At 60.3% G+C, this 24,694-nt stretch carries 21 protein-coding genes; 4 read left to right on the top strand and 17 right to left on the bottom strand.

Annotated features, from left to right (window positions below; genetic code table 11):
- The first annotated feature begins 146 nt into the window (after nt 1-146).
- Nucleotides 147-599 (top strand): helix-turn-helix domain-containing protein, encoded by a 453-nt coding sequence (locus KI243_RS11990; RefSeq protein WP_042936887.1) that lies wholly within the window; start codon nt 147-149, stop codon nt 597-599.
- A 180-nt stretch (nt 600-779) separates the two neighbouring features.
- Here the strand turns inward: KI243_RS11990 and KI243_RS11985 are convergent, their stop codons facing one another.
- Entirely contained in the window at nt 780-1,514 is a 735-nt protein-coding gene (locus tag KI243_RS11985) for an SDR family oxidoreductase (protein WP_017128910.1), read from the bottom strand.
- Nucleotides 1,515-1,626: 112 nt separating this feature from the next.
- Between KI243_RS11985 and KI243_RS11980 the strand changes: the two genes are divergently transcribed.
- The gene (locus KI243_RS11980) at nt 1,627-1,989 is read left to right on the top strand and encodes a helix-turn-helix domain-containing protein (RefSeq protein WP_017128909.1); all 363 of its coding nucleotides are present in this window, start codon (nt 1,627-1,629) and stop codon (nt 1,987-1,989) included.
- 90 nt (nt 1,990-2,079) lie between these two features.
- Here the strand turns inward: KI243_RS11980 and KI243_RS11975 are convergent, their stop codons facing one another.
- The 11 genes from KI243_RS11975 to KI243_RS11925 all read right to left on the bottom strand — a co-directional run bounded on the left by KI243_RS11975 (nt 2,080) and on the right by KI243_RS11925 (nt 15,879).
- On the bottom strand, nt 2,080-3,183 hold the full coding sequence (locus KI243_RS11975) for a nucleoside hydrolase (protein ID WP_212810861.1): 1,104 nt from the start codon (nt 3,181-3,183) through the stop codon (nt 2,080-2,082).
- 36 nt (nt 3,184-3,219) lie between these two features.
- Nucleotides 3,220-4,314 carry an esterase-like activity of phytase family protein gene (locus KI243_RS11970; protein ID WP_177072532.1) on the bottom strand — a complete coding sequence of 365 codons (1,095 nt, stop codon included), beginning with the start codon at nt 4,312-4,314 and terminating at the stop codon, nt 3,220-3,222.
- Nucleotides 4,314-6,485 carry a TonB-dependent siderophore receptor gene (locus KI243_RS11965; RefSeq protein WP_212810860.1) on the bottom strand — a complete coding sequence of 724 codons (2,172 nt, stop codon included), beginning with the start codon at nt 6,483-6,485 and terminating at the stop codon, nt 4,314-4,316. The genes KI243_RS11970 and KI243_RS11965 overlap by 1 nt, the downstream gene beginning before the upstream one ends.
- 133 nt (nt 6,486-6,618) lie before the next feature.
- Nucleotides 6,619-7,992: an NCS2 family permease gene (locus KI243_RS11960; protein ID WP_212810859.1), complete on the bottom strand. Its 1,374-nt coding sequence runs from the start codon at nt 7,990-7,992 to the stop codon at nt 6,619-6,621.
- Nucleotides 7,989-8,678, bottom strand: coding sequence for a hypothetical protein (locus KI243_RS11955; protein ID WP_017128903.1), 690 nt, complete (start codon nt 8,676-8,678; stop codon nt 7,989-7,991). Before KI243_RS11955 ends, KI243_RS11960 begins: the two co-directional genes overlap by 4 nt.
- A 16-nt stretch (nt 8,679-8,694) precedes the next feature.
- Nucleotides 8,695-9,681, bottom strand: a complete 987-nt coding sequence (locus tag KI243_RS11950) for a carbohydrate kinase family protein (RefSeq protein ID WP_212810858.1) — start codon at nt 9,679-9,681, stop codon at nt 8,695-8,697.
- Nucleotides 9,678-10,079, bottom strand: coding sequence for a biopolymer transporter ExbD (locus KI243_RS11945; protein ID WP_017128901.1), 402 nt, complete (start codon nt 10,077-10,079; stop codon nt 9,678-9,680). Before KI243_RS11945 ends, KI243_RS11950 begins: the two co-directional genes overlap by 4 nt.
- A 1-nt stretch (nt 10,080) precedes the next feature.
- Nucleotides 10,081-10,779 carry a MotA/TolQ/ExbB proton channel family protein gene (locus KI243_RS11940; protein WP_017128900.1) on the bottom strand — a complete coding sequence of 233 codons (699 nt, stop codon included), beginning with the start codon at nt 10,777-10,779 and terminating at the stop codon, nt 10,081-10,083.
- 31 nt (nt 10,780-10,810) lie between these two features.
- On the bottom strand, nt 10,811-11,602 hold the full coding sequence (locus KI243_RS11935) for an energy transducer TonB (RefSeq protein WP_017128899.1): 792 nt from the start codon (nt 11,600-11,602) through the stop codon (nt 10,811-10,813).
- Nucleotides 11,603-12,009: 407 nt separating this feature from the next.
- Entirely contained in the window at nt 12,010-12,765 is a 756-nt protein-coding gene (locus KI243_RS11930; RefSeq protein ID WP_017128898.1) for a GntR family transcriptional regulator, read from the bottom strand.
- Between the two features lie 189 nt (nt 12,766-12,954).
- Complete coding sequence (locus tag KI243_RS11925; protein ID WP_178990497.1) at nt 12,955-15,879, bottom strand: EAL domain-containing protein; 2,925 nt, start codon at nt 15,877-15,879, stop codon at nt 12,955-12,957.
- 178 nt (nt 15,880-16,057) lie between these two features.
- Between KI243_RS11925 and KI243_RS11920 the strand changes: the two genes are divergently transcribed.
- Entirely contained in the window at nt 16,058-16,762 is a 705-nt protein-coding gene (locus KI243_RS11920) for a hypothetical protein (protein WP_017128896.1), read from the top strand.
- 70 nt (nt 16,763-16,832) lie between these two features.
- Here the strand turns inward: KI243_RS11920 and KI243_RS11915 are convergent, their stop codons facing one another.
- The 4 genes from KI243_RS11915 to KI243_RS11900 form a co-directional block, all read right to left on the bottom strand.
- Complete coding sequence (locus KI243_RS11915; protein WP_177106669.1) at nt 16,833-17,129, bottom strand: DUF3144 domain-containing protein; 297 nt, start codon at nt 17,127-17,129, stop codon at nt 16,833-16,835.
- Nucleotides 17,130-17,260: 131 nt separating this feature from the next.
- A complete protein-coding gene (locus KI243_RS11910) occupies nt 17,261-17,755 on the bottom strand; it encodes a hypothetical protein (protein WP_177106670.1) in 495 nt (164 codons plus the stop codon).
- 94 nt (nt 17,756-17,849) lie between these two features.
- The gene (dapF, locus tag KI243_RS11905; RefSeq protein WP_177057982.1) at nt 17,850-18,665 is read right to left on the bottom strand and encodes a diaminopimelate epimerase; all 816 of its coding nucleotides are present in this window, start codon (nt 18,663-18,665) and stop codon (nt 17,850-17,852) included.
- Nucleotides 18,662-19,522, bottom strand: a complete 861-nt coding sequence (locus tag KI243_RS11900; protein WP_177119017.1) for a LysR family transcriptional regulator — start codon at nt 19,520-19,522, stop codon at nt 18,662-18,664. The genes dapF and KI243_RS11900 overlap by 4 nt, the downstream gene beginning before the upstream one ends.
- Nucleotides 19,523-19,623: 101 nt before the next feature.
- Here KI243_RS11900 and KI243_RS11895 point away from each other — a divergent pair, with 101 nt between their 5' ends.
- Nucleotides 19,624-21,015 carry an aldehyde dehydrogenase family protein gene (locus tag KI243_RS11895; RefSeq protein ID WP_177127651.1) on the top strand — a complete coding sequence of 464 codons (1,392 nt, stop codon included), beginning with the start codon at nt 19,624-19,626 and terminating at the stop codon, nt 21,013-21,015.
- A gap of 501 nt (nt 21,016-21,516) precedes the next feature.
- Here KI243_RS11895 and KI243_RS11890 read toward each other — a convergent pair.
- Nucleotides 21,517-24,687, bottom strand: a complete 3,171-nt coding sequence (locus KI243_RS11890; protein WP_212810857.1) for a hypothetical protein — start codon at nt 24,685-24,687, stop codon at nt 21,517-21,519.
- Nucleotides 24,688-24,694: the final 7 nt, after the last annotated feature.

Raw genomic sequence — 24,694 nt, 5'->3', positions numbered from 1 at the left:
GTGATACGGGAACGCTCAGCCAAGGCTGCGGGTGCGACCCGACGAACTCATTCAGCACACGATCCATGCTGAGCTGATCACTTGTAAAACGCAAGTGATCTATTGAATTTTACTTGCGCCATGCAAGCAATGCTAAGATCGCCGTCATGAAGACAACCTTGAAAGAAGACTTTCGATCCCACTGCGCGGTGAACTACGGCGTGGAGATTTTCGGCGACCGATGGTCGCTCCTGATCATTCGCGACATCGTTTTTGTTGGAAAGAAGACGTATGGCGACTTCCTGAAATCGGAAGAGAGAATCGCGACCAACGTTCTTGCTTCCCGACTGGCCTTTCTTGAGGAGCAAGGCGTTCTGTCGAAGGCGCCTAGCCCCGATGACAAGCGCAAGGACTTTTACACGTTGACCGAGAAGGGCCTGGACCTCATTCCAGTTGTGATCAGCATTGTGCTCTGGAGCGCGAAGCATGATCCGAAGTCGTACGTGCGACACCGCGAGGCGTTTATTGCTCGATTAAGTCAAAACCCCGTGCAGGTGAGTGAGGAAGTGAAGGAACTGGTGCGCAATGGCGGGTGCATCTTTCCTGAGAGCGGGGGATGAACAAGACGGCAAACGCGCCCTGTCACGGCGCACAAACCAGATGCCACCCCCGGCAGGACGCTTGGGGGAGGACAAGCTTCTGCATCAACGCAGCCAGGGCAACATTGAATGGTGTCTCCCTGGGTTTACCGGGTCCTACGACGCGCCGAACAATCGATGGGAGCGCCTGGGCCTGGGGCGTCAGAGTTGCGCAAGACCGCCGTCAACGGCGACTTCGCTGGCAGTCATGAAGCTGCTGTCCGGCGACGCGAGAAAGGCGGCCACGGCCCCGATCTCCGTCGGATCAGCCATGCGCTGAAGCGGGGTCATCGCGGCGTAGACCTTCTGGCCCTCCTCGCCCAGCGCCTCCTTCGCGAGTTCGGTCGCCGTCGCCCCGGGCGACAGTACGTTTACCCGGATGCCAGTGCCCTTCAAGTCCTCCGCCCAGGTCCGCGCAAGGTTGCGCACGGCCGCCTTGCTCGCGCTGTAGGCGCTCATTCCCGGGGCGCCCGTGGTGCCGGCGCTCGACCCGGTCAGGATGATCGAACCACCCTGCCCCATCAGCGGCAGCGCTTTCTGGACGGTGAAAATCGTCCCCTTCACATTGGTGTCGAAGGTTTCGTCAATGTGCTCGGCGGTGATCTTGCCGAGCGCAAGCTGGCTTCCCGCTCCGGCATTGGCGAAGAGAATATCGAGAGTTCCGCGCTCAGCTTTCACCGTCGCGTAAAGTCGGTCGAGGTCGGCCTGATCGGAGACAGAGCCCTTCACTGCGCGGGCATTGGGCCCGAGCTCGGCTACAGCGGCATCGAGCGCTTCCTGCCGACGGCCGAAGATGAAGACGAAGGCGCCCTCCTCGATGAAGCGTTTTGCGGCGGCGCGGCCGATGCCGGTAGCGCCACCGGTAATGACAGCGGTCTTTCCATTCAGTCGGTTCATGTCGTGCATCCTTAGTTGGAGTTGCAACCAAGCAGGGAATTTCTTGCTTGAGACAAGGATGCAGCGCTGATAACCTAAGGACAAGTATGCACCTTTTGGTAAGTATCAAAAAATGACGGCGACTTCTGAAATCTGTGACACCGGTTGCGGGCTCAACGCCACGCTGCGCATCATCTCCGGCAAGTGGAAACCGCTGGTCTTGTTTTTCCTGCGCAACGGCCCGAAGCGCTACGGCGAGCTCAAGCGTCTGATCCCGAGCGTCAGCGACAAGGTGCTGATCCAGCAATTGAAGGATCTGGAAGCCGATCAAGTCCTGATGCGGACCGACTACAAGGAAGTGCCACCTCGCGTGGACTACGCGCTGACCTCGCTCGGTCGCAGCCTGGCTGAAGCGATTGTGCCGCTGTGCACCTGGGGAACCGAGAACGCGGCGCAAATGGCAAGTATCTTCGCCAAGCGCGACGCTTTGTCCTAGCAGAATACTGAAGAACTGCTGAGTCGGATGACGCCGCGCATTCTTGGGGGGCGGTAGGCGGACATCGCAACTGACCAGGCGTTTGCCAGATCAACGGACGGCCTTCAATAGTGTCTTCACCTGCCCCATCAGGCCCGGTACATCGACGTCAGTGATCACCTCCACAGCACGTTCGCCCAAACCTGGCCCCTTGCCTTGTGGCCAGGACAGAGTGTTGCCGTAGCCCGCAGTAAAACTGGTATCGATATCGACCAGTACCGTCATTCGGTGCCGGATCAATGAAGGATCCAACCAAACCCCGGCGGCAATTTCATCCCAAATGGGTAGCGGCTGGTCGTACTTTTTCAGGTATTGGCCAAGCTCGGATCCGGTGCGGGCAATTTCTTCGTCGTCATCCTTGGTCCACAGGGTGCGCGTGGAAGGATCCACCGGGATCTGGGTAATCTGCCGCCAGGGTTCGTGCAGGACCAGGGAGGCCGCCTCCGGATCAAAACGCATATTGAACTCCTGGCGGGGTGTCTGCCGGTATTCGTCGGCGAAGGTGTTGTTCGCAGGCTCGGGCAAAAAACTGCCCCCCATGAATACCAGCTCCCTGGCCTGGGCGGCGAACTGCGGGTCTAGTCGCGCAGCCAGTGCCACATTGGTCAGCGGCCCACCAGACCAGATTGTCACTTCGCCAGGATATCTGCGCACCATGTCTACCATGAACTGCGCAGCACTCTGGGCGGCTGGCCGGGCGTGGGGCAAGCCCTGGGCAAAAGCGGGAATCTCGAACGGCGTTTGCGGGTGCTTGCCCGCCACGCCCGTGCTCCATGCGCCCTTGTAGACCAGCGGCCCATAGAGGGCTTCCCAGCGGCGGGTGCGAACCTCGCTGTTCACCAATGGAAATACAGCACCTGGATACACTGGCACGTCCGTGCGCCCGACCACCTCCAACAGACGCAACAGGCTGGCGACATTCTCGTCGCGCCAGCCATCACCACTGGACACGGTAAAACCCAGCACTTCGACATCCGGCGCATAAAGCAGCATCAGCAGGGACTTGAGATTGGAGCCGGCAGGCCCCCAGGCATCCTGATCGACGATGATCCTGCGCTTGGCAGTGGCGGCGTCAGTCATCGCACCGAAGAGTGATAACGTCAGCAGCAATGCCAGGGTGTGAAATGTACGTAGCCCGTTGCGTTGAATCATCATGACCCGTTCCTCATCCACGCTGGCTATCTCCGCAACTCAGGGCACGGCTAGCAACAGCAGTTTGGTATTGACCGTCTCGAAACCATTGTCGGACACCATCACCAGCAACCGCCGCCCATCCGGCAAGCGCGGCCCCCAGGCCATGCCTTCGAAGTTATAGGGCCTGAGTGACAGTTGTCGACCGAAGTCGAACACCAGTGTCTTGCTCAGCGGCTTGACCTGCGCCTCGGCCAGGCGGCCGATGTTCGAGATATCCGTACCACCCTCCAGCGAGACCCGGTACAGCCGACAGCGAAAATCGAACGCGCCCGCTTTGTTCTTCGCCCCGGAACGCTCCAGCACCAACATGTCGCTGGAACCATCCAGGAGGATTTCGCTGATGCCGTTGTCGGCGATCCCACCCACGCCCGGTGCCTGGATCGGGTCGAGACGATAGGCAAACTGTTGCAGGAGATTGCCCTGGCGATCCAGCCGTGACAGACGGGTCAGGCCGCCCTGCTGCAGGCTCGACAGTGGACCGTCCTGCAGCAGTGCATCTTCGACCGACACCCAGAACGACTGGCCCCCCGGATCGAACGTCAGCCCTTCGAATGATTTGTTGCTGCGCGGGCCGCTGCGGCCTGCCGGATCTCGTTGCAGAGGCCTCGGCAACGAGAGTTCGGCCGTACATCTGCCGCGCTTGTCGGAGAAACTGATCGATGGGCCGATGCCACGCTTGTAATAGCCTTCCGAGGACCACAGCAGCCCGCCTTGCGGGTCCACGCGCACAGCCTCACCGTCAGAAACCGGTCCGTTCTGGCTTAGCGGGACATAGTTCTGGCCTTTGCAGTCGCTTAACGGCCAGGTCGCATTCAGCTTCAGGTCATGGCGCCTGCCGTGCCTTTTCAATGAGCCGCTGTAAAGGCGGCCGGCGCCATCGAGAGAATGCTCATCGGTAATGAAATACCAGCGGTCCTGCCCAGGGTCATAGTCCAGGCCAGAAAGTCCTCCCACTACGGTACCACCTACGCGCAGGCCAGCTGGCAAGTCAACCAGATCAATGATTTCCGGGGCCGACACCGCGTTCACAGGGAGCGCGAACAGTTGAGCGCCCCCAAGCAATAACGCTACAAACACCGATCGGGCGCGCATCAGAAGGTTTCCACACTCAAGCTCAGCGCCACATTGCGCGGCGCGCCCTGCATCAGGCTCGGCGAGGAGGAACTGTAGGTCACCCAGTACTGCTCATTGGTCAGGTTATTGACCACGGCATTGAGGGTGGTTCTCTCGCCGAACAGCCTGGTCTGGTACTGTGCGCCGACGTCGAACAAAGTGTAGCCATCGACCTTGAGAGTATTGGCCGCATTGAAGTCATAGCTCGAGTAGTAATTGGCTCCCAGACTGAATGCCCAACCCTGCAAGGCACCGGGGGCATAGCGAATACGACTGGCAGCCTGGAAATCCGACACACCCGCCGCATTGTGGCCTTCGAGGCCAGGCACTGCGTGGTATTTCGAATCAAGCCACAGGGCGTTGGCAGAGAGCGTCCACTCGCTGGCCAGGCTGACCTCACCGCCCAGCTCGGCTCCCTTGTAACGGACATTGCCTTGCTGACGGAACGCGTTGGTGCTGTCGGTGTACTGTGCCCCTCGGTCGATCTGAAACAGCGCCGCCGTGGTGTTCCAACCCTGCCCCTGGGTCTTGATCCCCAATTCGTACTGCTTGCTCTCGATGGGCGCAAACACTTCGCCGTAGTTGGAGTTGCTGATACTGGCCACGCCGCCCTTCTCCAGGGACTCCACATAGCTGGTATAGATCGTGGTGTCTTTCCACGGGCGATACATCAGGGCGTAAGTCGGCGTGACCTTTTTCTCCTGATAGTCACCCGCCGCCCCGACCAGTTGTACGCCAGTGTTGCGATCGTAGTTTTTTTGCTGGAAATCGGTGTAGCGCCAGCCGGCGATAATCGACCATTGCTCGGTCAGGTCGATGGTGTCAGCGACAAAGGCGGCGTCCTCATCGATATTGAGGAATCGATGACGATTGTGCCCTGCGGTACTGATGGAGTAACCGGACAGATCAACCGGGTCGTACAGGTTGCCACCGTTGATAGTCGCACTTGCCGCATTGGCGTCGCGGCGCTGCAGAATGTCCAGGGACGACGCCCCGACCACCAGCTTGTGATAGAACGGCCCGGTTTGGAAACTGCCTTCCAGGGAGGCCTGCAGCTGGTCGGAGGTAAAGGTTTCCAGTTGCGCCGACTGGGCGATGCGATAGCTGCCGTTATTATTGAGCAGGTTCAGGCTGCCTTCGCGCCAGCCGGTGTATTGCTCGCCATAGCGGTAATGCACATTGGCCGTCCATTCAGGCGACAGCTCCCACTTGAAGCCGGTGGTTGCCAGGGACGTCCGCGTGCGGAAATACGAACCGTCTTCGGCGAGTTTGCTATCGCCTGGGATGGTATGGGGGATACTTACACCGGCACCCGGGAAAATACCGTAGTAGACACCCTTGGCCAGACGTGTCGATTGCAACGCATCGAAGTCCCAGGTGAAGCTGTCGGTCAGACGCGCATCCAGCGCCAGCCCCCCGGAATCACGGCGCACATGACCGCCATCGACATAAGTATCACCGCCTTCGTGCACGGCATTGACACGGTAGCCGAAACGCTGCTCGGGCCCAAAGCGGCCGCCGTTATCGACGCTCTCCGAGAACACGCCATCGGACTTGTAGCGCGCGCCGAAGTCGAGCACAGGGTTGTCGGTCGGACGTTTGAGCTGGTAATTGACCACGCCGCCCGGTGAACCAAAACCGTACATGAAACCCGACAACCCCTTGAGCACCTGCACCTGGTCAACCATTTCCAGGGGGAGTTCCGCGCGGTTGATGTAGCTCAGCCCGTCGACCTTATAACCGTTGACCTGATCCAGCAGCAGGCCGCGCACGGACACGTAGGAGACGACGCCGACGACAGCACCGGCGGTTTGACGCACCGAGCTGTCCCCTGCCAGCACTTCGTCGATGCTCGACGCCTGTCGTTCGCGAATATCCCTGGCGTCGACTGTCTTCAACGAGAAAGGCGTGTCGATCTCCGCCGTGCTGCCAAGCGCGCCGTTGGCGGTCACCCGCCGCAGCGACTTCACCGGGGCGTCCGTACCGGGCGATGACGCCGAGACCTGAACCTCCGGCAGCACCACCGTCTCGCCACTGGCCAGCTCACTGGCTGCCTGAGCAAGAGGTGTCAGCGCGAAACCGCCCAGTCCGGCACAGAGAGCGCCCGCACAATACAACACCCGCTTCGATTTGCCTGCCTGATAAGCCATGTCCTGTCTCCCAACAAATACCGACAAATAAGTGGTTGTGGCTTTTCACGAGGCGCAGGAACCCGTAACAGCAAAATCAGGATTTGCCGCCATCATGAACAAAGCCGGTTGCAAAAAAACGTCTACAGCACGCTCAGAGCGCCTCTTTCACCCACAGATAAAAGGCGAACACGCCGTCCAGTCCGATCAGAATCGCCGTCAATCGAGCCCACTGCCCCCGCGCCAGCACGATCAGCGTGTAGATAAAACAGCCGATGGCCATACCCGCCATCAGGTCCGTCGTGACCAGGGTTACCAACAACATCAACAACGGGGGAATTGCACTTTCTGCCTGCGTGAAGTCCAGATCGCCCATGGACCTGAGCATCAAAAAACCCACCACCACCAAGGCGACGGCACTCGCCTGTGCCGGGACGCAATGGATCAATGGCCAGAACAGAATCGATACGGCAAACAGCCCCGCCACCACCAGGGCCGTCAGCCCCGTACGCCCTCCGGCCTCCACACCGGCGACCGACTCCACGTAGGCGGTCACCGTGGTAGTCCCCACGACGGCGCCGATCACGCTGCTTAGCGCATCACTGGAAAAGGCGGCACGGGCATTGGGAATATCCAGCCCCGGCGCTTGCAGATTGGCCCGCCGGGTAACGGCGAATAAGGTAGCGGTGCCGGAAAAGAACTCAGAAACAAGGAAATACAGGGTCACCGGCAAAAGCACTGAAAAGTGCGTAAAGAAGCCATGCAAATCGAAGGCAAAGAGCATCTGCGGATTGAACGGCGGCAGCGCGAAAACAGCTTGTGGCGTGGCGGTCAAAGGCGCGCCGTCACTACCGGGCACGAACAGGCCAGCCACACTGACTGCGACCATTCCCAACAGCAGTGCACAGGGTACGCGCAGGGTCAGCAACGCAGGCGTCAGCAGCAATCCTGCCAACGCCAGTAATTGCGCCGGCTGACCAAGAGGCCCGATGGTCATCCCGCCGCCTGGCAAGTTGTATATGACCCCACAATTACTCAAGCCAAGCCAGGCGATAAAACCGCCAATGGACAAGCCGATGCCCCGTTTTATCGGTTCAGGAAAGCCTTCGATGATGCGTTGGCGCCAGCGACTCATGGACAGCAGGAAAAACAGCAGGCCATTGCAGAACACCATGGCCAGACCGATCTGCCAGGACACGCCCATCTTGCTCACCAGCACCTGGGCGAACACGACATTACTGCCCATCCCCGGCGCCAGACCGATGGGCAGGTTGGCCCACAGGCCCATCAGCAGCGTGCCGGCCACTGTCGCGATCACTGTCGCCCAGAGCAGGTCCGCCTGGGCGATACCGGTAGGCGCCAGAATGGCCGGATTGAGCACGATAATGTAGGCCATGGTGGTAAAAGTGGTCAGGCCCGCCAACAGCTCGCGCCGCACCGTGCTGCCATGCTCCGCCAGACGGAAATACCTGCGCCACGCCTCAGGACGCGGTGCAGCGGCTGCAATGCTGGCAGGCCCGCGATTCACATCGCCACCTTGGGCAGTTCAACCGCCAGCGGCCCATACACCGCGCGGCACACGTCCTCACACTTGGCCAGGTCGAAACGGCCATGGCTGCGCACGCCTGACTCCATGTCGATCCAGTATGCGCTCCCGCAACCCAGGTCGAGCTGTTGCAGCACGCTGCGTACATTCTGCGGATTGAGACCGCCGGAATAGCCGCAGAACGGAATATCCCCCTTGAGCGCGATCCACTGCTCCGGCTGCATGCCTGTGCCAAATGAAACATCGTAAAGCCAGTCGACGCCGGACACCTCGGGGAACGCGGCCTGACATTGCAGGGCCGCCCGCATGCCGTGACGGGAAGCGAAACGCATACAGTGCTCGATCTGCTGGCCGTTACTGCCACTGAAACCATGATTGATCTGTAGCCGGGAAAACCCATCCAGATTCAGATCCGGCTCGCCGCCGCTGGCGATCAGTGCCGCCGGTACGCCACAGATGTGAGCCGACAGACGCAAACCGCTGCACCGTATGCGATCGACGGTCTCGGCATCCGGAAACAGCCTGTTGTCGAGTCGCGCCGGGTCGATCAGCACGCCCCATTCGATCGGATATTGCTCCGATAGCGCACGCATGCCGGGAATCAACGCGTCGCTGTCAACGCCGGTGAAAGTGATGAAGGCCGGAGCCAGAAATCCAGAATTGCTCATAAGTAGTCCGTATCGGTCAGCGCACGCTTGCTGGAAATTGTTGAAGGTCGGCCGAACGCAATCGACTCTCGACATCGGCGCGTCGGGGATAACCGCTACGCGCGCCGAAATCCCGCACGGCGAAACACGCCGCCGCACAGGCAAAACTCATCGACTCGGCCAACGTGCCGCCCCGCAGCGCACAGGCAAGAAACGCCCCGGCAAAACAGTCGCCTGCACCGGTGCTGTCCACGGCTACTTGCGGGAAGCCCGCGTGCCAGCAGCTTTCAGTACGGCTGACGGCCATCGCACCCTCGACACCCAGTGTCACGATCAGCAGGCGCGGCCCGCAGTGAAGCAACCCCTGTAGCGCCTCAATGGAAGGTTGCAGCCCGGTCAGTTCACTGAAGCTGTCGCGGTTCATGAACACCACATCCGCACCGCCGAGCAGCGTATGGAATGTCTCTGTATCAGGGGCCATCGCCGCTTCGATATCGATGATCACGTCGGTGCCGAATCCCTGAGCCGCCTCGGCCTGGAGCAGAAAGCGCGGAAGATCATAAGGCGCACTGTAGAATGCCCGGCTCTGTTCAAGCAGCCCGAGCCTGTCACCGACCGGGGCCGGTGGCACGGTCATGGGGCTGTAGACAAGGGCCTTCTCTCCATCGGGTGGGACCATGATCAGCGCCGAAGCACTGGTCGCCCCAGGCGTGCGCGTCACCTGTGCGGTACTCACACCAAAACGGGAAAACTCGGCCAGCAGCATGGCGGCGTAAACGTCATCCCCCACTCGACCGCAGACGCTTACCGTCAGCCCGAGGCGGCTGGCCGCACAGGCCACATTCGACTCAGTGCCGCCTGCGAAGCAACCGAGCATCCGCCCCAACCGCTTTTCACCGGCCACGGGAACCTGATGCGTCGCAAAATAGATATCGACACAGGGATCCCCCAGCGTGAAAAGGTCCGATGACCGATCCGAGCGCTGGGCAAACAAGGGGCCGGGCCTGATCATGTCGCCGCTCATCGTGCGGTCACCACGGCAACCCGGGTGATACCCGCGCGCTCGATGGAGGCCATGGCCTTGGCCACTGCGCCGTAGTTCACCGCGGTATCGGCCTGCAAACGCACGCGGGTTTCACTGTCGGTAGACTTGATCGTTGCCAGCTGCGCCTCCAACAGCCCGGCCTCGATCTCGTTCTTGTCGAGGAACAGCCTGCCGTCGCGGTCGACACTTACCGTCACCGGGTCCTTCTGCTGCAAAGGCGCCACGGCATCGGTCCTGGGCAAGGAAACCTTGATGGAGTTGGTCATCAGCGGTGCAGTGACCATGAACACCACCAATAGCACGAGCATGACGTCCACCAGCGGCGTGACATTCATCTCGCTGAGCACTTCGTCGCTGTCCTGGGTCGAGAAGGCCATTTCAGCTCGCCTCCTTGAAGATTCTTGCATTCTGCACAATCGGCTGCTGGCTGATGGTGAACACACTGCGCTGGGCCAGGCTGTAGAAGTCATGGGCGAAGTCGTCCATGTAAGCGATGGACAGCTTCAGACGACGCAGGAAGAAGTTGTAGATAAGCACCGCCGGCACAGCGACCGCGATGCCCACTCCGGTTGCCAGCAAAGCGTGGCCGATGGGCCCGGCGACCGTCTCAAGACTTGCGGAACCGGTCTGACCGATGACCTGCAAGGCATTCATGATTCCCCACACCGTCCCGAACAGGCCAATGAAGGGCGAGGTGCTGCCAATACTGGCAAGCACCGCAAGCCCGGCCTCGAGGTGCCGACGCTCTTTCTGAATCTGCTGTTTCAAATGCCTTTCGACGCGCTCGGAACGATCGATGGACTGCGCCAGTGCGCTTCGCGAATTTTCCTCCAGGTTCATTGCGTCGACACCAGAGGCGACGATACGCGCCAGACCGCCAGGTAGCTGGCTGGCCTGCTTGACCGCGGAAGACAGATCAGGCGACGCCCAGAACGCCTTTAGAAAGTGCCGGCTTTCACTTTTCTGCCTGCCGAACTGCACCACCTTGATCATCAACAGCGCCCAGGTGACAACGGAAAATGCGATCAACACCCACAGAGCGGCGGGGACGATCAGCGGAGTCAATGAGTCGAGCATGTAGGTTTCCTCTTGAATGAAAGGTTCAGGATCACTTGGGCAACTTGAAGTCGATGACTTGGGTCGCTGTTCCGGAAACTGGCGTATCCCCCCGCTTTGCCGGCAAAAACTTCCAGGTACGCACCGTTTCTACGGCTGCGCTGTCCAACAACTCATGACCGCTGGAGCGAGTAACACTTACCGAAGCCGCGCGGCCTTCCGCGGTGACGCTGATACGCAACTCCACCCGGCCTTCCCATAAGCGGCGCAGGGCCATCTGCGGATAAGCCGGTGCCGGATTGCCAAGGCCCGCAAGGCCAGAGACAGCGGCAGTTTCCTTAACCGGCGCCGGTGCGGGCGCCGGGTTCGGAGCTGGCGCTGTGCCAGGAGCCGCGGAAAGCGTGGAAGGCTGCGTCGGCTCAACATGTTTCGTCGCTGGCAGGGGTTTGGGCCTGGCTGGCTGTGCTTTCACTGGCTCCGGTTTGGGAGGTGTTGCCACTGCCTCGGCGTCTTCTGGAGCAGGTGACTGCACCGGCTGCTCGACCGGCTCTGGCGCCGGCTCGGGAGGCGGCGCAGGTGCTGGCACGGCCTCAGCGGCAAATTCGATGGACATCTCTTGAGGTTGGGCCGGTGTGATGCGCTCTTCGGACTGATAGCCCCACCACAACAACGCGCCGTGAACGACGATGGAAAGCAGCGCCATCAGGATGATCGTCCGTAGCAGCAAGCCGCTTGCCGGTACATCCAGTACGGTCAGTCGAAACGGCACAGCAGCAGCCTCGTCGCCATGCGCGGGGAAAAGAGCTTCATCGTCCAGGACGAGGCTTGCAGAGTGGTTGGCCATGGGCAAATGCCTGTCTCCATGTTCACATCGAACGAACCGAATGCTCGTCGAACACGAACAGAGCACCGGGCACCTTGTTGAACAAAGGCAACGATCATACCAATTGGTACGTACCTTTATTGTCGCAAGGCGAATATGCGAAATATGCCGATGCAATGTGACATTGCGGCTACAAAAGCCCTTTCATGAACGTTATTTTCTTGTAGAGGTACGTACCTATAAAAGAAAAAAGAAACAAATCGGTGCAACGCGAACGACCCATGCCCGCTTTTTGCCCAGGCAATCTGCGTTTTTATGAAATTTCAGGGAGATGAAGAGGCGGCAGAACTGCCGTGCAATGCGCCCGTGGCTGGCGCATTGGTTCGTACCTTGAGGGAAGTTGATGGCAGGGTGCGGTTGCTGGCGGCTCAGTTGCCGCCCCACTGCGTCACCTTGTTTTTGTAGCGATAGGAGGGCCCGTAGCGCATTTCGCAATACTCGATGGGCACCCGCCTTTCAGACATGGTGACGCGCTCGCACAGCAGCAGCGGCGCGCCCTTGTCCAGGTTCAGCAATTCGACGTCCTGCTCCGAGGCCAGTATCGAACCGATACTCTCCAGTGCGAGACTCGGCTGTATCTGCAGCTCCTCGACCAGCAAACGATACAGCGAGCCCTTGCGCTCAAGCTGTTCACGGGTAAACCCCAGGCCCTTGGGCAGACACAGCCAGGAATCCTGGATACCAATAGGCTCGCCGTCGATCAGACGCACGCGCTTGACATGATGCAGGACAGTATCGGGTTTAATATTAAGGACACTGCCAATCGCCATACCCGCAGTCACCTTCTCGAAGACCAGCACTTTCTGCCCAGGCACACCGCCACGCTTCAAGGTGTCGAGGGTAAAACTGCCAATGGCCTTGGCCATGTTCCGCAAGGGCGCCGAGGTAATGAACGTCCCCCGGCCATGATCGCTGTAGATCATCCCCTCTTCATCCAGCAAACGAATCGCCTTGCGCACCGTGTCCCGGCTTACCTTGTAATGCAGGGCAAGCTCACGCTCCGGCGCCAGTGGCTCCTGATCATTCAGTTCTCCCGACTCGATCTGCTGGCGCAGGGTCTCGGCCAGTTGCTTGTAGAGAGGTACTGCGACCTCGTTGCTCGGGATGGGATCCGTAAGGGGCAAGTTAACTCTTCCGTAATGACTGTTGGGGACACAGCATCTTATATCTACCGAATTGGTACATACCAGTTAATCCAATTTTTCCCTATTAGGCAACTCGCGATGGCTGAACGCGCTAGCTGTGTATCCGAAAAATGCGCATGGCGATTGATTGCTCGCGCATCGCGCCTAGCCCTCCGGGAAGCCGTTTCCTCAACAGATCGCCTTGTACCAAAGCGAGGGCTCGTCACCCGAAAAACACCTCATCAACCTCTCCAACCCCATTGGCCGGGCAAAGTAATACCCCTGCGCCTGCCCCGCCCCCATCTCCCGCAACAACTCCAAGGTCGCGGCATCCTCAACCCCTTCAGCCACCACACTCAAATCCAGCGATTCCGCCATCCGCACAATCGCCCGGACAATCGCCCGACTGCGGGAACTGCTGGTCAGCTCAAGAATGAATGACTTGTCGATCTTCAAGCCGCTGAAACGGTACTGGTGCACATAACTCAGGGAAGAAAACCCCGCCCCGAAGTCATCGAGCACCACCGACATGCCGTTGTCGGCCAGTTGCTGCATGGTGCGCCGGGCCATCGCCGGTTCGGCCACCAGCGCGCCTTCGGTCAGTTCCAGGCAGATCCGCGACGGCTCGACGCCGTGCCGCGCCAGCAGGGCCAGCACTTCACTGGCGAAGTCCGGGCGCGTCATGCTGTAGCTGGAGCAGTTGACGTGCACCGGCGGCCAGTTGGCGTGCTGGGGTTGGGCGAGGATCACGGCAATGCTGGTCAGCATGTACAGGTCCAGACGCCCGATCAGGCGCAGGCCCTCGAAGTCCGGCAGGAACTCACCCGGCGCGACCACCCGGCCACCCGGCTGGTGCCAGCGCACCAGCGCTTCCAGGGCCAGCAGTTCGCCGCTGTCGACGCTGACAATCGGCTGGAAATACGGCAGCAGTTCGTCGGTGCGCTTGAGGGCGTTGCGCAAGGCCCCTTCCCGCTCGACCTGGTCGGAGACCTCGCGACGCACCTCCTGGTTGAACACCGCGTAGCTGTCGCGCCCGGCGCTCTTGACCCGGTACATCGCCGCGTCGGCATCGCGCAGCAGGTCCGCCGGTTCTTGGTGGAACTGGCTGTCGGCACTGACGATACCGATGCTGCAGGACGAAAACACTTCATGGCCATTGATGAAAAACGGCAGGTCGAAGGCCACCAGGATCCGTTCGGCGATGTCGATCACCACCTCCAGCGGCGCCTCGGGCGCCAGCACCGAAAATTCGTCGCCGCCCAGGCGCGCCAGCATATCGGTGTCGCGCAGACAGCCACGCAGGCGGTCGGCGGCCTGCATCAGCAGCAGGTCGCCAAAGTGATGGCCGAGACTGTCATTGACCATCTTGAAGCGGTCGAGGTCGATGAACATCACCGCCAGGTGCCCGCCGTCGCTGTCGAACCGCGACCAGGCCTGGTTCAGGCGCTGTTGCAGGTAGGTGCGGTTGGCCAGTCCGGTCAGTGCATCGTGGGAGTTTTCGTGTTGCAGCTTGGCGTTGGCATGGTCGAGTTCGCGGGTACGGTTCTGCACCCGGGCTTCGAGCATGAGGTTGGCGGCGTGGATGGCTTCGGCGGCGGTACGGCGCGACAACGCGGTATCGATATGGCGCGACACGAAGGTCAGCAGTTCCTGGTCGCGCAGGGTGTAGCTCACCTGCGAGGTGTAGCTCTGGACGGCCAGCACGCCGCGCACCACATCGCCCTCGAACAACGGAATACCCAGCCAGGAGTACGAGCGGACGGACTTGTGGCCCAGGACGATTTCACCGTTCGCCGCCAGGCGATGGGCTTCGTCGACGTCGATCAGGCACGGGCGACGCTGGCGGATGATGTACTCGGTCAAGCCCAGGCGCCCGCGCCGTGCCGCCGGACGGACCGTCTGGCGCTCATCGACGTAGTACGGAAAGGTCACTTCGCCGGTGGCGTCGTCGAACAGGGCGATGTAGAAGTTCTGCGCAAACAGCAGCTCGCCGACGATACCGTGCAGGGTTTGAAACAGCTCGGCCATGTCGCCGGGCTGGCTCGACAGTTCGGCAATCTGGAACAACGCGCTCTGCAGATGTTCGGCGCGCTCGCGGTCGAGCACTTCCTGCCTCAGGGCATCGTTGAGGGTCGACAGTTCCTGGGTGCGACGCAGCACGGTCTCTTCCAGGTCCGCCCGGTGCAGGATGCGGTCCAGGGCCATGGCGACGTGGCGGGCCACCACCAGGAACAGCGCGCGGTCTTCGGCGCTGTAGATACGGGCAACGTCGTAGACCTGCATCGCCAGCATGCCAAACACCTCGTCCGAGGCGTTTTTCAGCGGTGCGCCCATCCAGAATTCGGGACGGTCGCCCACACAGTGAAAACGCCCCTCGGCCTGGGCTGTGAGAATGCCGGCGGAGTCGATCAGCAAGGGCTGGCCACTGGTCAGCACCTGGCCGGTCAGGGACAGGTGCGACATGTCGAGGTATTCGTAGTTCTCGGACTCCAGGGCATCCACATCGATGATGTCGACATAGTACGGGTAGTCGATCTTGCCGCTGAGCGGGTCATATAGCGCGAGGTAGAAGTTCTCGGCGTCGATCAGGCTGGCCAGCAGCCGGTGAACGCCCACCAGGAACACCGAGCGGTCGCGGGTCGAACTGGCGAGGTAGGTGATTTCATAGAGCACACGCTGGGTGATCTGGGCACGAGCCAGGGTATTGGTCTGGACCTCGATGCCCAGGCGCTGGGCGAACTCGGCGAGCGCCGGCTCCGTGGACTCGCTGGCAGGCGCGAGCAACCAGCCCAGTACGCTTTCGCCCCTGCCGGTCGGCCAGCGGTGCAGCTTGCGGGCCTGACAAAAGGCTTCGAACTCGTCATTGGCGATGCTTGAAGGCCATGGCAGCAATGGGTCGCCCTGCCCGACCCGATGCAGCTGTTCACCGGCACGGTAAACCACCCAGGCGGTGGTATGGGTCCAGTGCCGTGCTGAGTCCAGCAGCTGTTCGATCGTATCTTCGTTGCCGACGTAGGCCATGCCAACCGTATCCGGAGTCCCTTGGAATTGAGAGGCGACAACATCGCAATCGTTCGATTGCCTCGGGGAATCGGTCAACGGACGGACACTCATCAACGCTCCCTGAGCCAAAAACTGGCGATAGTCACTGACTGATTACTAGCAATGTGCTTCTCAAGTAAAGCCTATAGCGTTTTTTTTCAATCGTTTATTCGCTTTGCTGGCAAGCCTGGCTGAAGCGCGGGCACATTAATGGCATAATGCCTCCATTCAATAGACAACAGGACGTCCCATGCACGCGTTGAAAGCCCTTTTCCTGACCAGCATTCTCGTCATTGCCGGTTGCGCCACCCAGCCCTCCCTGCCACCGCCGGAATTTCCGGGGCTCGATCAGTCCAGCAAAATCACCGTTCAGGATTTGCGCCCCCGCAGCGAGGGTGAAAAGGAAATCTTCAGCCTGCTGATCACCAGCAGTGCCTATGCCATTTATCGTGTCGCGGACGACGCGACCAAACCGACAGGCCCGCGACTGCTGGCCCACCGCACCTATGAGAAATTTCCGGAGTTGAGCAACCAACCGACGATCAAGGTGCTGCACTTCGTGACCTACGCCAACCTGCAGTCGCAACTGCGCAAGACTTCGCTGCTGGCCGGGTTCACCGGTCCCATCGGCGTGGCGCTGCTGGCGGACAAGGAGTTTCCTGCCGGGGACGTACTGACCACCCAGATCGATGGTCAACAGCTGGAAAAAACCGCCGGTGATGAGGAATACACCCGTGCTTACTTCAGCGCCGAGGAAAACCCGAAAAAGTCGCCGGTGAACGTGATCTATATCGATACGGAAATGCTGGGCAAACGCGTGACTACCCGCTGCCTGGTTCCGCCCATCGCATCCAAGCCGCACCTGTTCCTGGTCGAGGCATACGATATGTGCATCGCCAACCATCTGGCGCTGTATGGCAACGGTGGTGCGCCAAAGGACACGGCTGCCAAGTGATGGGGTGACGGCTTCGAGTCAGACTGCGACGGTCCCGCGTCGGCCGTCGCAGTGGCACCTGGCTTGGCGATCAGGCCTGCTGTGCGCCCATGTACTGGCTGAAGTTGTTGATATGGTCGTCGAGATTGTCCTCGAGCATCATCCGGTACTGATTGCAGAAGTAGTTCAGCATCGCCTCGCGGGCCTGGGCCATCTCCTCGCCGGACTTGAAGCCGCGCGCGCTGACCCAGGCGTTGAAGCGGGTGGTGCCGAACATCATCGAGGCGTTGACCTTGCCAAAGTCGTCGAACCGCTTGAGTTGCTCGTTGGACAGATGGATATGCTCGTCCGCGCGGTCGTAGAACGAATCATCGGTGGTTTCTGACATTGCTGGAGATCTCGTTGCTCATTTTCATGATTGCCCGCTAACGGGAGACGCCCTGACACAGGCGGCTAAAAACACGATGAAGGATAATCACCGCGCCTGATCACCGCACGTGCTTTCGGTCCTGTGGGTCATCAGCCTTTCGAAGGCGGGATGCCGGGGAACTGGAAGGTGTCGTCCACTTTTATAGCGCTGTAGACATTCTTGTTCTCGACCGATCTGTAGCGGAATTTCCCATTCTTGAGTTCGAGAATCTGGTAGGCATCTTCAAGATCAGCCACGCCTGGCGGGGCCGGGATGAACTTGGAACCCTGGATCCAGCCCTTGGTGATGGTAAAGTAGATGTTCCCGGCCGTGCCCCAGAAACCTGCTTCCTGGGAGTCCTTCACCTTGCCCGTCTTGTCGATGACACGAAAGCTGACCACGTAAGTGCCATTGGCACGATGCTCGGCAATCTCCATGACATGCCCACCTTCAGTGGTCGGCGAGTCGCTGTACCATTTACCGACAATCAGCGGACGCTGTTTCTGCTGCAGCCCATGCCCGGCTTTGTCCAGCACAACAGGTCCTGGTTTGCTGCAACCGGCGAGACAGACCAGCGTCAGGGCGATACAGAGTGCTTTGATCAATCATGGCTCCTTGAAAAGAAATTCACGCGGCAGATTCGCCGCGCAGATTACTTGCCGAGATATCAAATAGCCACTCTCCTCAAGCCTCGCAACACTAAGCCAGCAGCAAATGCTCCGCAACCGTCCCCTCCCACACCTTCTCCACCCGTCCGCTGAGGATCACCCCGCCGCTACCGTCCCATTTCACGTTCACGGTGCCGCCGTCACATTCCACGTCGACGCTGTCGTCCAGCAGCCCACGCCGAATGCCGCCGACCACCGCACCACAGCAGCACGAACCCGAGCCCTGCGGAATGCCGCCGCCGCGCTCCCATATACGCAGGCGGATATGGCCGCGATCGATGACCTGGACGAAATGCACGTTGGTCTTTTTCGGGAACAACGGGTCGATTTCGATCTTCGAGCCCAGCGCGGCGATGTCGATAGCCGCGAGGTCCTCGACAAAGAAGGTGCAGTGGGGATTGCCCATACTGCAGGCCACCGGCTCGCCCGCCAGCGGCAAGACCAGGGTATCCATTTCCCTGGCCAGCGGCACGTCCTGCCAATGCAGCGAAGGCTTGCCCATGTCCACCGAAACACCGCCGTCCGCCTGCCGCACGCAGCTCAGCAGCCCGCGGTTGGTTCGCAGCAGCACCGACGAGGTATTACCCTGGCGCATCAAGGTGTCGGCCACACCACGGGTGGCGCTGCCACAGGTGTCGAGAGGCGTGCCGTCGGGATTCCAGAACACGATGCGGGCGGCGGCATCCTCGCAGTCGAGCACGACGGCCAACTGGTTGAAACCGATACCCCGGTTGCGATCCCCCAGCCGTCGGGCCACGGCGGGCGTTATCGGGTCAGCCTCGCCGCGGCGGTCGATGATGACGAAGTCGTCGCCATGAGCATGCATCTTTACCAAGCTGAGCGTCATTTCCTCTCCTCAAGCAACTGCACGAATACCCTCAAGTTCTGCGACACGGTGCCTCGCCGCCAGATCAGCCAGGTCTGCAGGAAACGGAATTTCTGCGACAACGGCCAGACGCTCACCGTGCTGCAACCGGGCATGCTTTCGAGCATGCTGCGGGGCATCAGCGCCAGGCCGGCGCCGGCGCTGACGCAGGCGAGCATACCGTGGTAGGACTCCATTTCGAAGATCTTGCCGGGCACCGCCGCGTCCTCGGTGAACCAGCTTTCGAAGTGATGGCGGTACGAGCAGTTGGCCCGGAACGCATAGATGCTCTCGCCGTTGACATCGCCGCCGCGGGTGATGGGCGCGTGGTGCAACGGCGCGATGATGACCATTTCCTCGTCGAACACCGGCACGCCTTCCAGGGTCGGGTGCAGGATCGGTCCGTCGACGAACGCCGCCACCAGCCGCCCGGAGAGCACGCCCTCGATCATGGTCCCGGAAGGCCCGGTGGACAGGTCCAGCTCGACCTTGGCGTATTGCTGGTTGTAGGCCGCCAGCAACGCCGGAATGCGCACCGCCGCCGTGCTTTCCAGCGAGCCGAGGGCGAACGGGCCCTGGGGTTCTTCACCGGACACGGTCAGGCGCGCCTCGGCCACCAGATCGAGAATGCGCCGGGTGTAGTCCAGGAAGCTCCAGCCCGCCGGCGACAGGCGTAGGCGGCTTTTCTCGCGGATAAACAGCTCGACGCCCAGGTCCTGCTCCAGTTGCTTAATCCGCGTGGTCAGGTTCGACGGCACCCGGTGAATCAACTGCGCGGCGGCGCTGATGCTGCCCTGCTCGGCAACAGCCTTGAAAATCTCCAACTGGACCAGATCCAAGTCATTCTCCAATCGTGAACGTTTCACTCAGTATTATTCAGTTTCCAGAAAAGCAACAGCCCCGTACGCTGGATTCATTACCCACCCAGCAGGACGGTGCCATGACTACTGTGTCGAACCAGACCCACGCGCTCTCGATCAACCCGCTCAACGGCGAGCAGATCGGTCACTACCCCTATGAGTCGGCCGCGCAACTCGATGCCGCGCTCTCGCGTTCTGCCAAGGGCTTCGCCGGCTGGCGCCGCACGTCCGTGGAACAGCGGGCGCAGTTGTTGATCGCCCTGGGCAAGGCGCTGCGCGACAACGCCACCGCAATGGCCGAGATGATCACCCGGGAAATGGGCAAGCCGATCACCCAGGCCCGTGGCGAAATCGAGAAATGCGCCCAGCTCTGCGACTGGTACGCCGCCCAGGGCCCGGCCATGCTCGCGCCGGAAGCGACCCTGGTGGACAACGGCAAGGCGCGGATCGAATACCGCCCGCTGGGTCCGATCCTTGCCGTGATGCCCTGGAACTTCCCGATCTGGCAGGTGCTGCGCGGTGCGGTGCCGACCCTGCTGGCCGGCAACACCTATGTGCTCAAGCACGCACCGAACGTGATGGGCTGCGCCTACCTGCTGCTCGATGCCTTCAAGCAGGCGGGCTTCCCCGAGGGTGCGTTCGAGGTGATCAACGTGACGCCGGACGGCGTGTCCAAGGCCATCGCCGACCCGCGCATTGCCGCCGTGACCCTGACCGGCAGCGTGCGTGCCGGCACCGCGATCGGCTCTCAGGCCGGTGCGGCCCTGAAGAAGTGCGTACTGGAACTGGGCGGTTCGGACCCGTTCATCGTGCTCAACGATGCCGACCTCGATGCGGCGGTCCGGGCCGCGGTGATCGGTCGCTACCAGAACACCGGGCAGGTCTGTGCGGCGGCCAAGCGCCTGATCATCGAGGAAGGGGTGGTGCAAGCTTTCACCGAGAAGTTCGTCGAGGCGACCCGTCGCTTGGTGGTCGGCGATCCGCTGCTGGCCGAGACCTATGTGGGTCCGATGGCGCGTTTCGATCTGCGTGACGAACTGGACCAGCAGGTCCAGGCCACCCTGGCCGAGGGCGCGACCCTGTTGCTGGGCGGCGGCAAGATCGCGGGGCATGGCAACTTCTATGAGCCGACCATCCTCGCCGATGTCACCGACCAGATGACCTCGTTCAAGCAGGAACTGTTCGGGCCGGTCGCCTCGATCATCACCGCGCGGGATGCCCGGCACGCCGTGGAACTGGCCAACGACAGCGACTTCGGCCTGACTTCGACGGTCTACACCGCCAATGTCGCGCTGGCGCAGCAGATCGCCGACGAACTGGAAACCGGTGGCGTGTTCATCAACGGCTACAGCGCTTCCGACCCACGGGTGGCCTTTGGCGGCGTGAAGAAAAGCGGCTTCGGTCGCGAGCTGTCGCACTTCGGCGTACGCGAGTTCTGCAACGCCCAGACCGTGTGGCTGGATCGCAACTGACGGCACGCGCGTACCGGTGGCGAACGGGCTTTGCCGTTCGCCACCCTGTTGATCTGGCGTGAACTCACGCCAGAACACCTCCCCTCCCCATCTGATCCGTATTTTTCTGCACTACCTGCCTCTGTATCGAGATCAGATTCCCCCCGACAATAAGCCTGCCACCCGGCCTCGGGCGGCGCTTCAAGGCAGAGTTCTCCAAGACTCTTTTTCCGCTGTACCGCAACCCTGTGATTCAGGAGGCCTGAAATGGGCAAGATGGCGCTTTTTCTGGGTGGTTTTCTCTTACTGACAATCGCAATCGGCCTGCTGGCCACCATCTCTCCGACCTGAGCCGACTGATACCGCTCATTGGATCGTTCCCGCGCTGTGGGAGCGGGCTTGCCCGCGAAGCTGTGACCTGTGACGCAGAGCGTCACGGGCTGCATTCCCACGCAGAGCGTGGGAACGATCTACTGAGCAAGTCATTGACGACAGGATCTTGCGGATCCCGAGGGGGCTGACTCAGGAACGTTCGTATCGCCTGTCGATGTTCTTCTGAAAGGTTGTGCATACCCGCCAGTGCCCGGGCAGCCGCGCGGGCCACCTCGAAACGCGGCCCCCCTCGTCCGCCTGATAATCCCGACAATCCGAGAGCAGGGAAATCAGGCATTCCACTCCGTCCTGCCACTTGAAGTGGCCAATGACCTTCGCCAACTCCAGACGAACGTGCGCGCTTTTATCGCTGGCACCGTTGTAGAGCCAATATCTGTCCAACCCCAGGGGCTCGACCAGGCCGGCAAAAAAACTCACGGCATGCCTGCGTACATCGGCATGATCATGCTCCATGAGGCTCGGAAGATGCTTGCGCACACTCACGGCATCCATACGCCCGACGGCCTCTCTCAAGGCCTTGGCGACTGCAAGGTTTTCCAGGTAGTACATTTGCTCGATCAGCTCATGGGGATCGCCATTGCGCTGTGTCTCCAAGCTCAGCAGTTCTTCAACAATTTTCATCGGCTCAAGCTGGAGGAAATCATCGATCTCGGGGATATCCAGGTCTTCGCAAATACCTTCGAGATCATGATCCGCCAGGATCAGGGACTGATCATAGGCACGTTTGAGCAGCTCAAGGCTCTCCCTCTCCAAGGCAGACACCTGCGAGGATTGTTCATCCAGGGTCATCGACCAGGCGGGGAGAATCAGATCATGGCGTGGGTGGCCCTCAATCCATTGATACCCTTCGTTCCGGCGGCGCATCTGGACGTAAGCCATGGTAAGACGATGAACCAGTTCCTCATCCTCATCCAGCATGGTCCTGAACAGGCGCTCAATCGACGCATCGTCAATGCCCTGGAAACTCTGCTCCTCGTAGTCACCCACCTCGTCCCGGTGTTCACGTAGCCCGTCCTCGATACCCTCAATCAGACTGAACATCTCATCATCGTAATGAAAAGCACCGGCCAGCGCCGCGCACTGGAAAAGCGCCAGTGTATTAGGTTGGTTGCGACCTGCCGGGGTCGCCCAGTGGCAAGACTGTGCCCAAGCCTCCCCGAGGTCCCCACCCAGCCCGGCGAGCCAGGTAAAAAGCTGCGGACCGTCATAGACAATGTCGCCATCGATAAATCGATAACGTATCCATGAACTCAAGAGCGGCGGTATCAATGGCTCTCTTTCCAACTCTTCCCTGAACTCCGGACTCAGCACCGGCGCACTCCAGTACTTCACCACTCGCCCGGATGCCACCGGCTTGAATGCCGTCAAATCGCGTAAGAACCGGGCAATGGAGCAACGCTGCGAACCCCATCTGATGACCCGCTCAAAATAGTAAACGAACTGAAAATCATTGGTGGTAGCAATGCACTGGCGCAGGAACTCATCGACCTTGTCCTGCTGAATACGATTCAGGCACAGCTGTTGGGGCCACCGACTGCTGATTGCTTCAAGCAGATTTATCAAGGCGTTGAGACAGGCCGGGTCATCGCACCACTGCGCATACAGGGCCTCCACGCACCGGCCCAAGGTCCGTTCCAATACAGCGGGACTGTCGGTAATCACTTCCTCAAAGGCCTCAATGACCTTACCGTGGGCACCGATCTCCTCTTTCTCATCCTCGTCCAGTGTGGAGATCAGGAAATGCTGTACGAAGCGCTCGAGATCAATGGAAAGCGGCGGACTGAGGTCATCCAGGGCACGCCGGATCGTACTCAACCCCTCAAATGAAATACGTTGGTTCCGGCGAATCATCGCCCAGATCACCGTAGCGCACTCCACGCCGCGTTCCGGCCATCCCAGAACTTGCTGACGGACAATCTGGCGAATGCTGGAAACCTGTGCCTGATCGACCAGTTGTTCGATCAATGCAACCGACTCGTCCCCGCAAGCCAGCAAGCCTTTGCAGAAGCGATCGATTGCCAGGGGACTTTGTAGATCCTGGAGCAGCCCGGAACGATACCGCTCAGCGAACGGCAGCATCCATGCCTGGGCTTGCTCAAGCTTCTTTTCCAGGATGTTCCATTTGACGTCATCGCCATAATCGCTATCCGATACTTCACAGGTCAGCGAACGCCACGGTTCTTCATCCTCCCCGACCCGACTCTGACGAAGAATATCGGTACGCGAAGTGATGATGAACAGCTTGTCGGCAGAGGCACGCGCCAGCAACCGAGGGAGTTGAATAACCCATTTGTCCGCATCGGCTTCAAGCTTCGATTGCCCCCAGGGGTCGTCGAGATGAAAGACATACAAGCCCCTCTGCGCCAGATAGCGCTCAATTGCGGCAAGCCCTGCCGACTCCCTCACAACCTCATAGGGTCGCGGTCTTTCACGCAGGGCATGAACCATGTTTTTGGCAATCAACGATTTGCCGTAGCCTGGCGGTCCGATCAGCATCACCGCATGCAACGTGTCCAACAGCGACTCTGCTCGTGCCAAGGCAGGCGGTGCGATGAACTCGCGCAACTCCTGGTCGCGTACCGCTCCCCCGCCTTCAGTGGTGATGACATCCCGAACATGATCACGCGTCAGGGGCTCCACCAGCCCCGCCATACGCAGTTCGACCAAGCGCTCCAACTTATCTATCGCCGCCGGCAGGTTCGAAATCGGTACCTTGCCCCTGGATTCAAGCAAGTCATGGATACGTGCCCGCAGGTCATTTTCAGTCAGATTCTGGATAAGCCCCCAACGACCGGTCAGCGCCTGTTGTTCGGCCTCTATCTCTGTCAGTTTTGGAGGGAGGAACGAAGGGTCCAGTGCCTCATCGACATTTTTAAGCTCGGCTGCCGCCAGTTCCCCAGCGACACTGCAATTGGTAATAAAAATATAACGCCGGGAGGGATCCTCCAGCAGCAGTGCCTTTCCCCTGGGCCTGGTACCTGGCCCCGAAGCACTTCGTGCAACCCGGTCCTTGACCAGTTCCGAAAACGCGCTGGCCGTCCAATAGCCCTTTCCGCGGTTTTTTATCTGAATCAGTAGCTTATGGACGCCACCAATGCTGACTGTCGATTCCTCGTCATCGATGCAAGCCTCGACGTCTTCCTGCGAGACTGGCTCAACGATGATTTCGTTGCAGCCATCGACACGATTCAACAGTAGTTGCAACGCGATCCATACGGTGACTTTTTTCTGATAGATGAAGCCATGAAAAGCCGGATTGCCATTGCTCCCCTGAGCCCCCCTATCGTTGTAATCATCCATTATGCAA

The sequence above is a fragment of the Pseudomonas sp. Ost2 genome, from assembly GCF_018326065.1.
GTDB lineage: Bacteria > Pseudomonadota > Gammaproteobacteria > Pseudomonadales > Pseudomonadaceae > Aquipseudomonas > Aquipseudomonas gingeri.
This window is presented reverse-complemented; position numbering and strand designations above follow the sequence as displayed.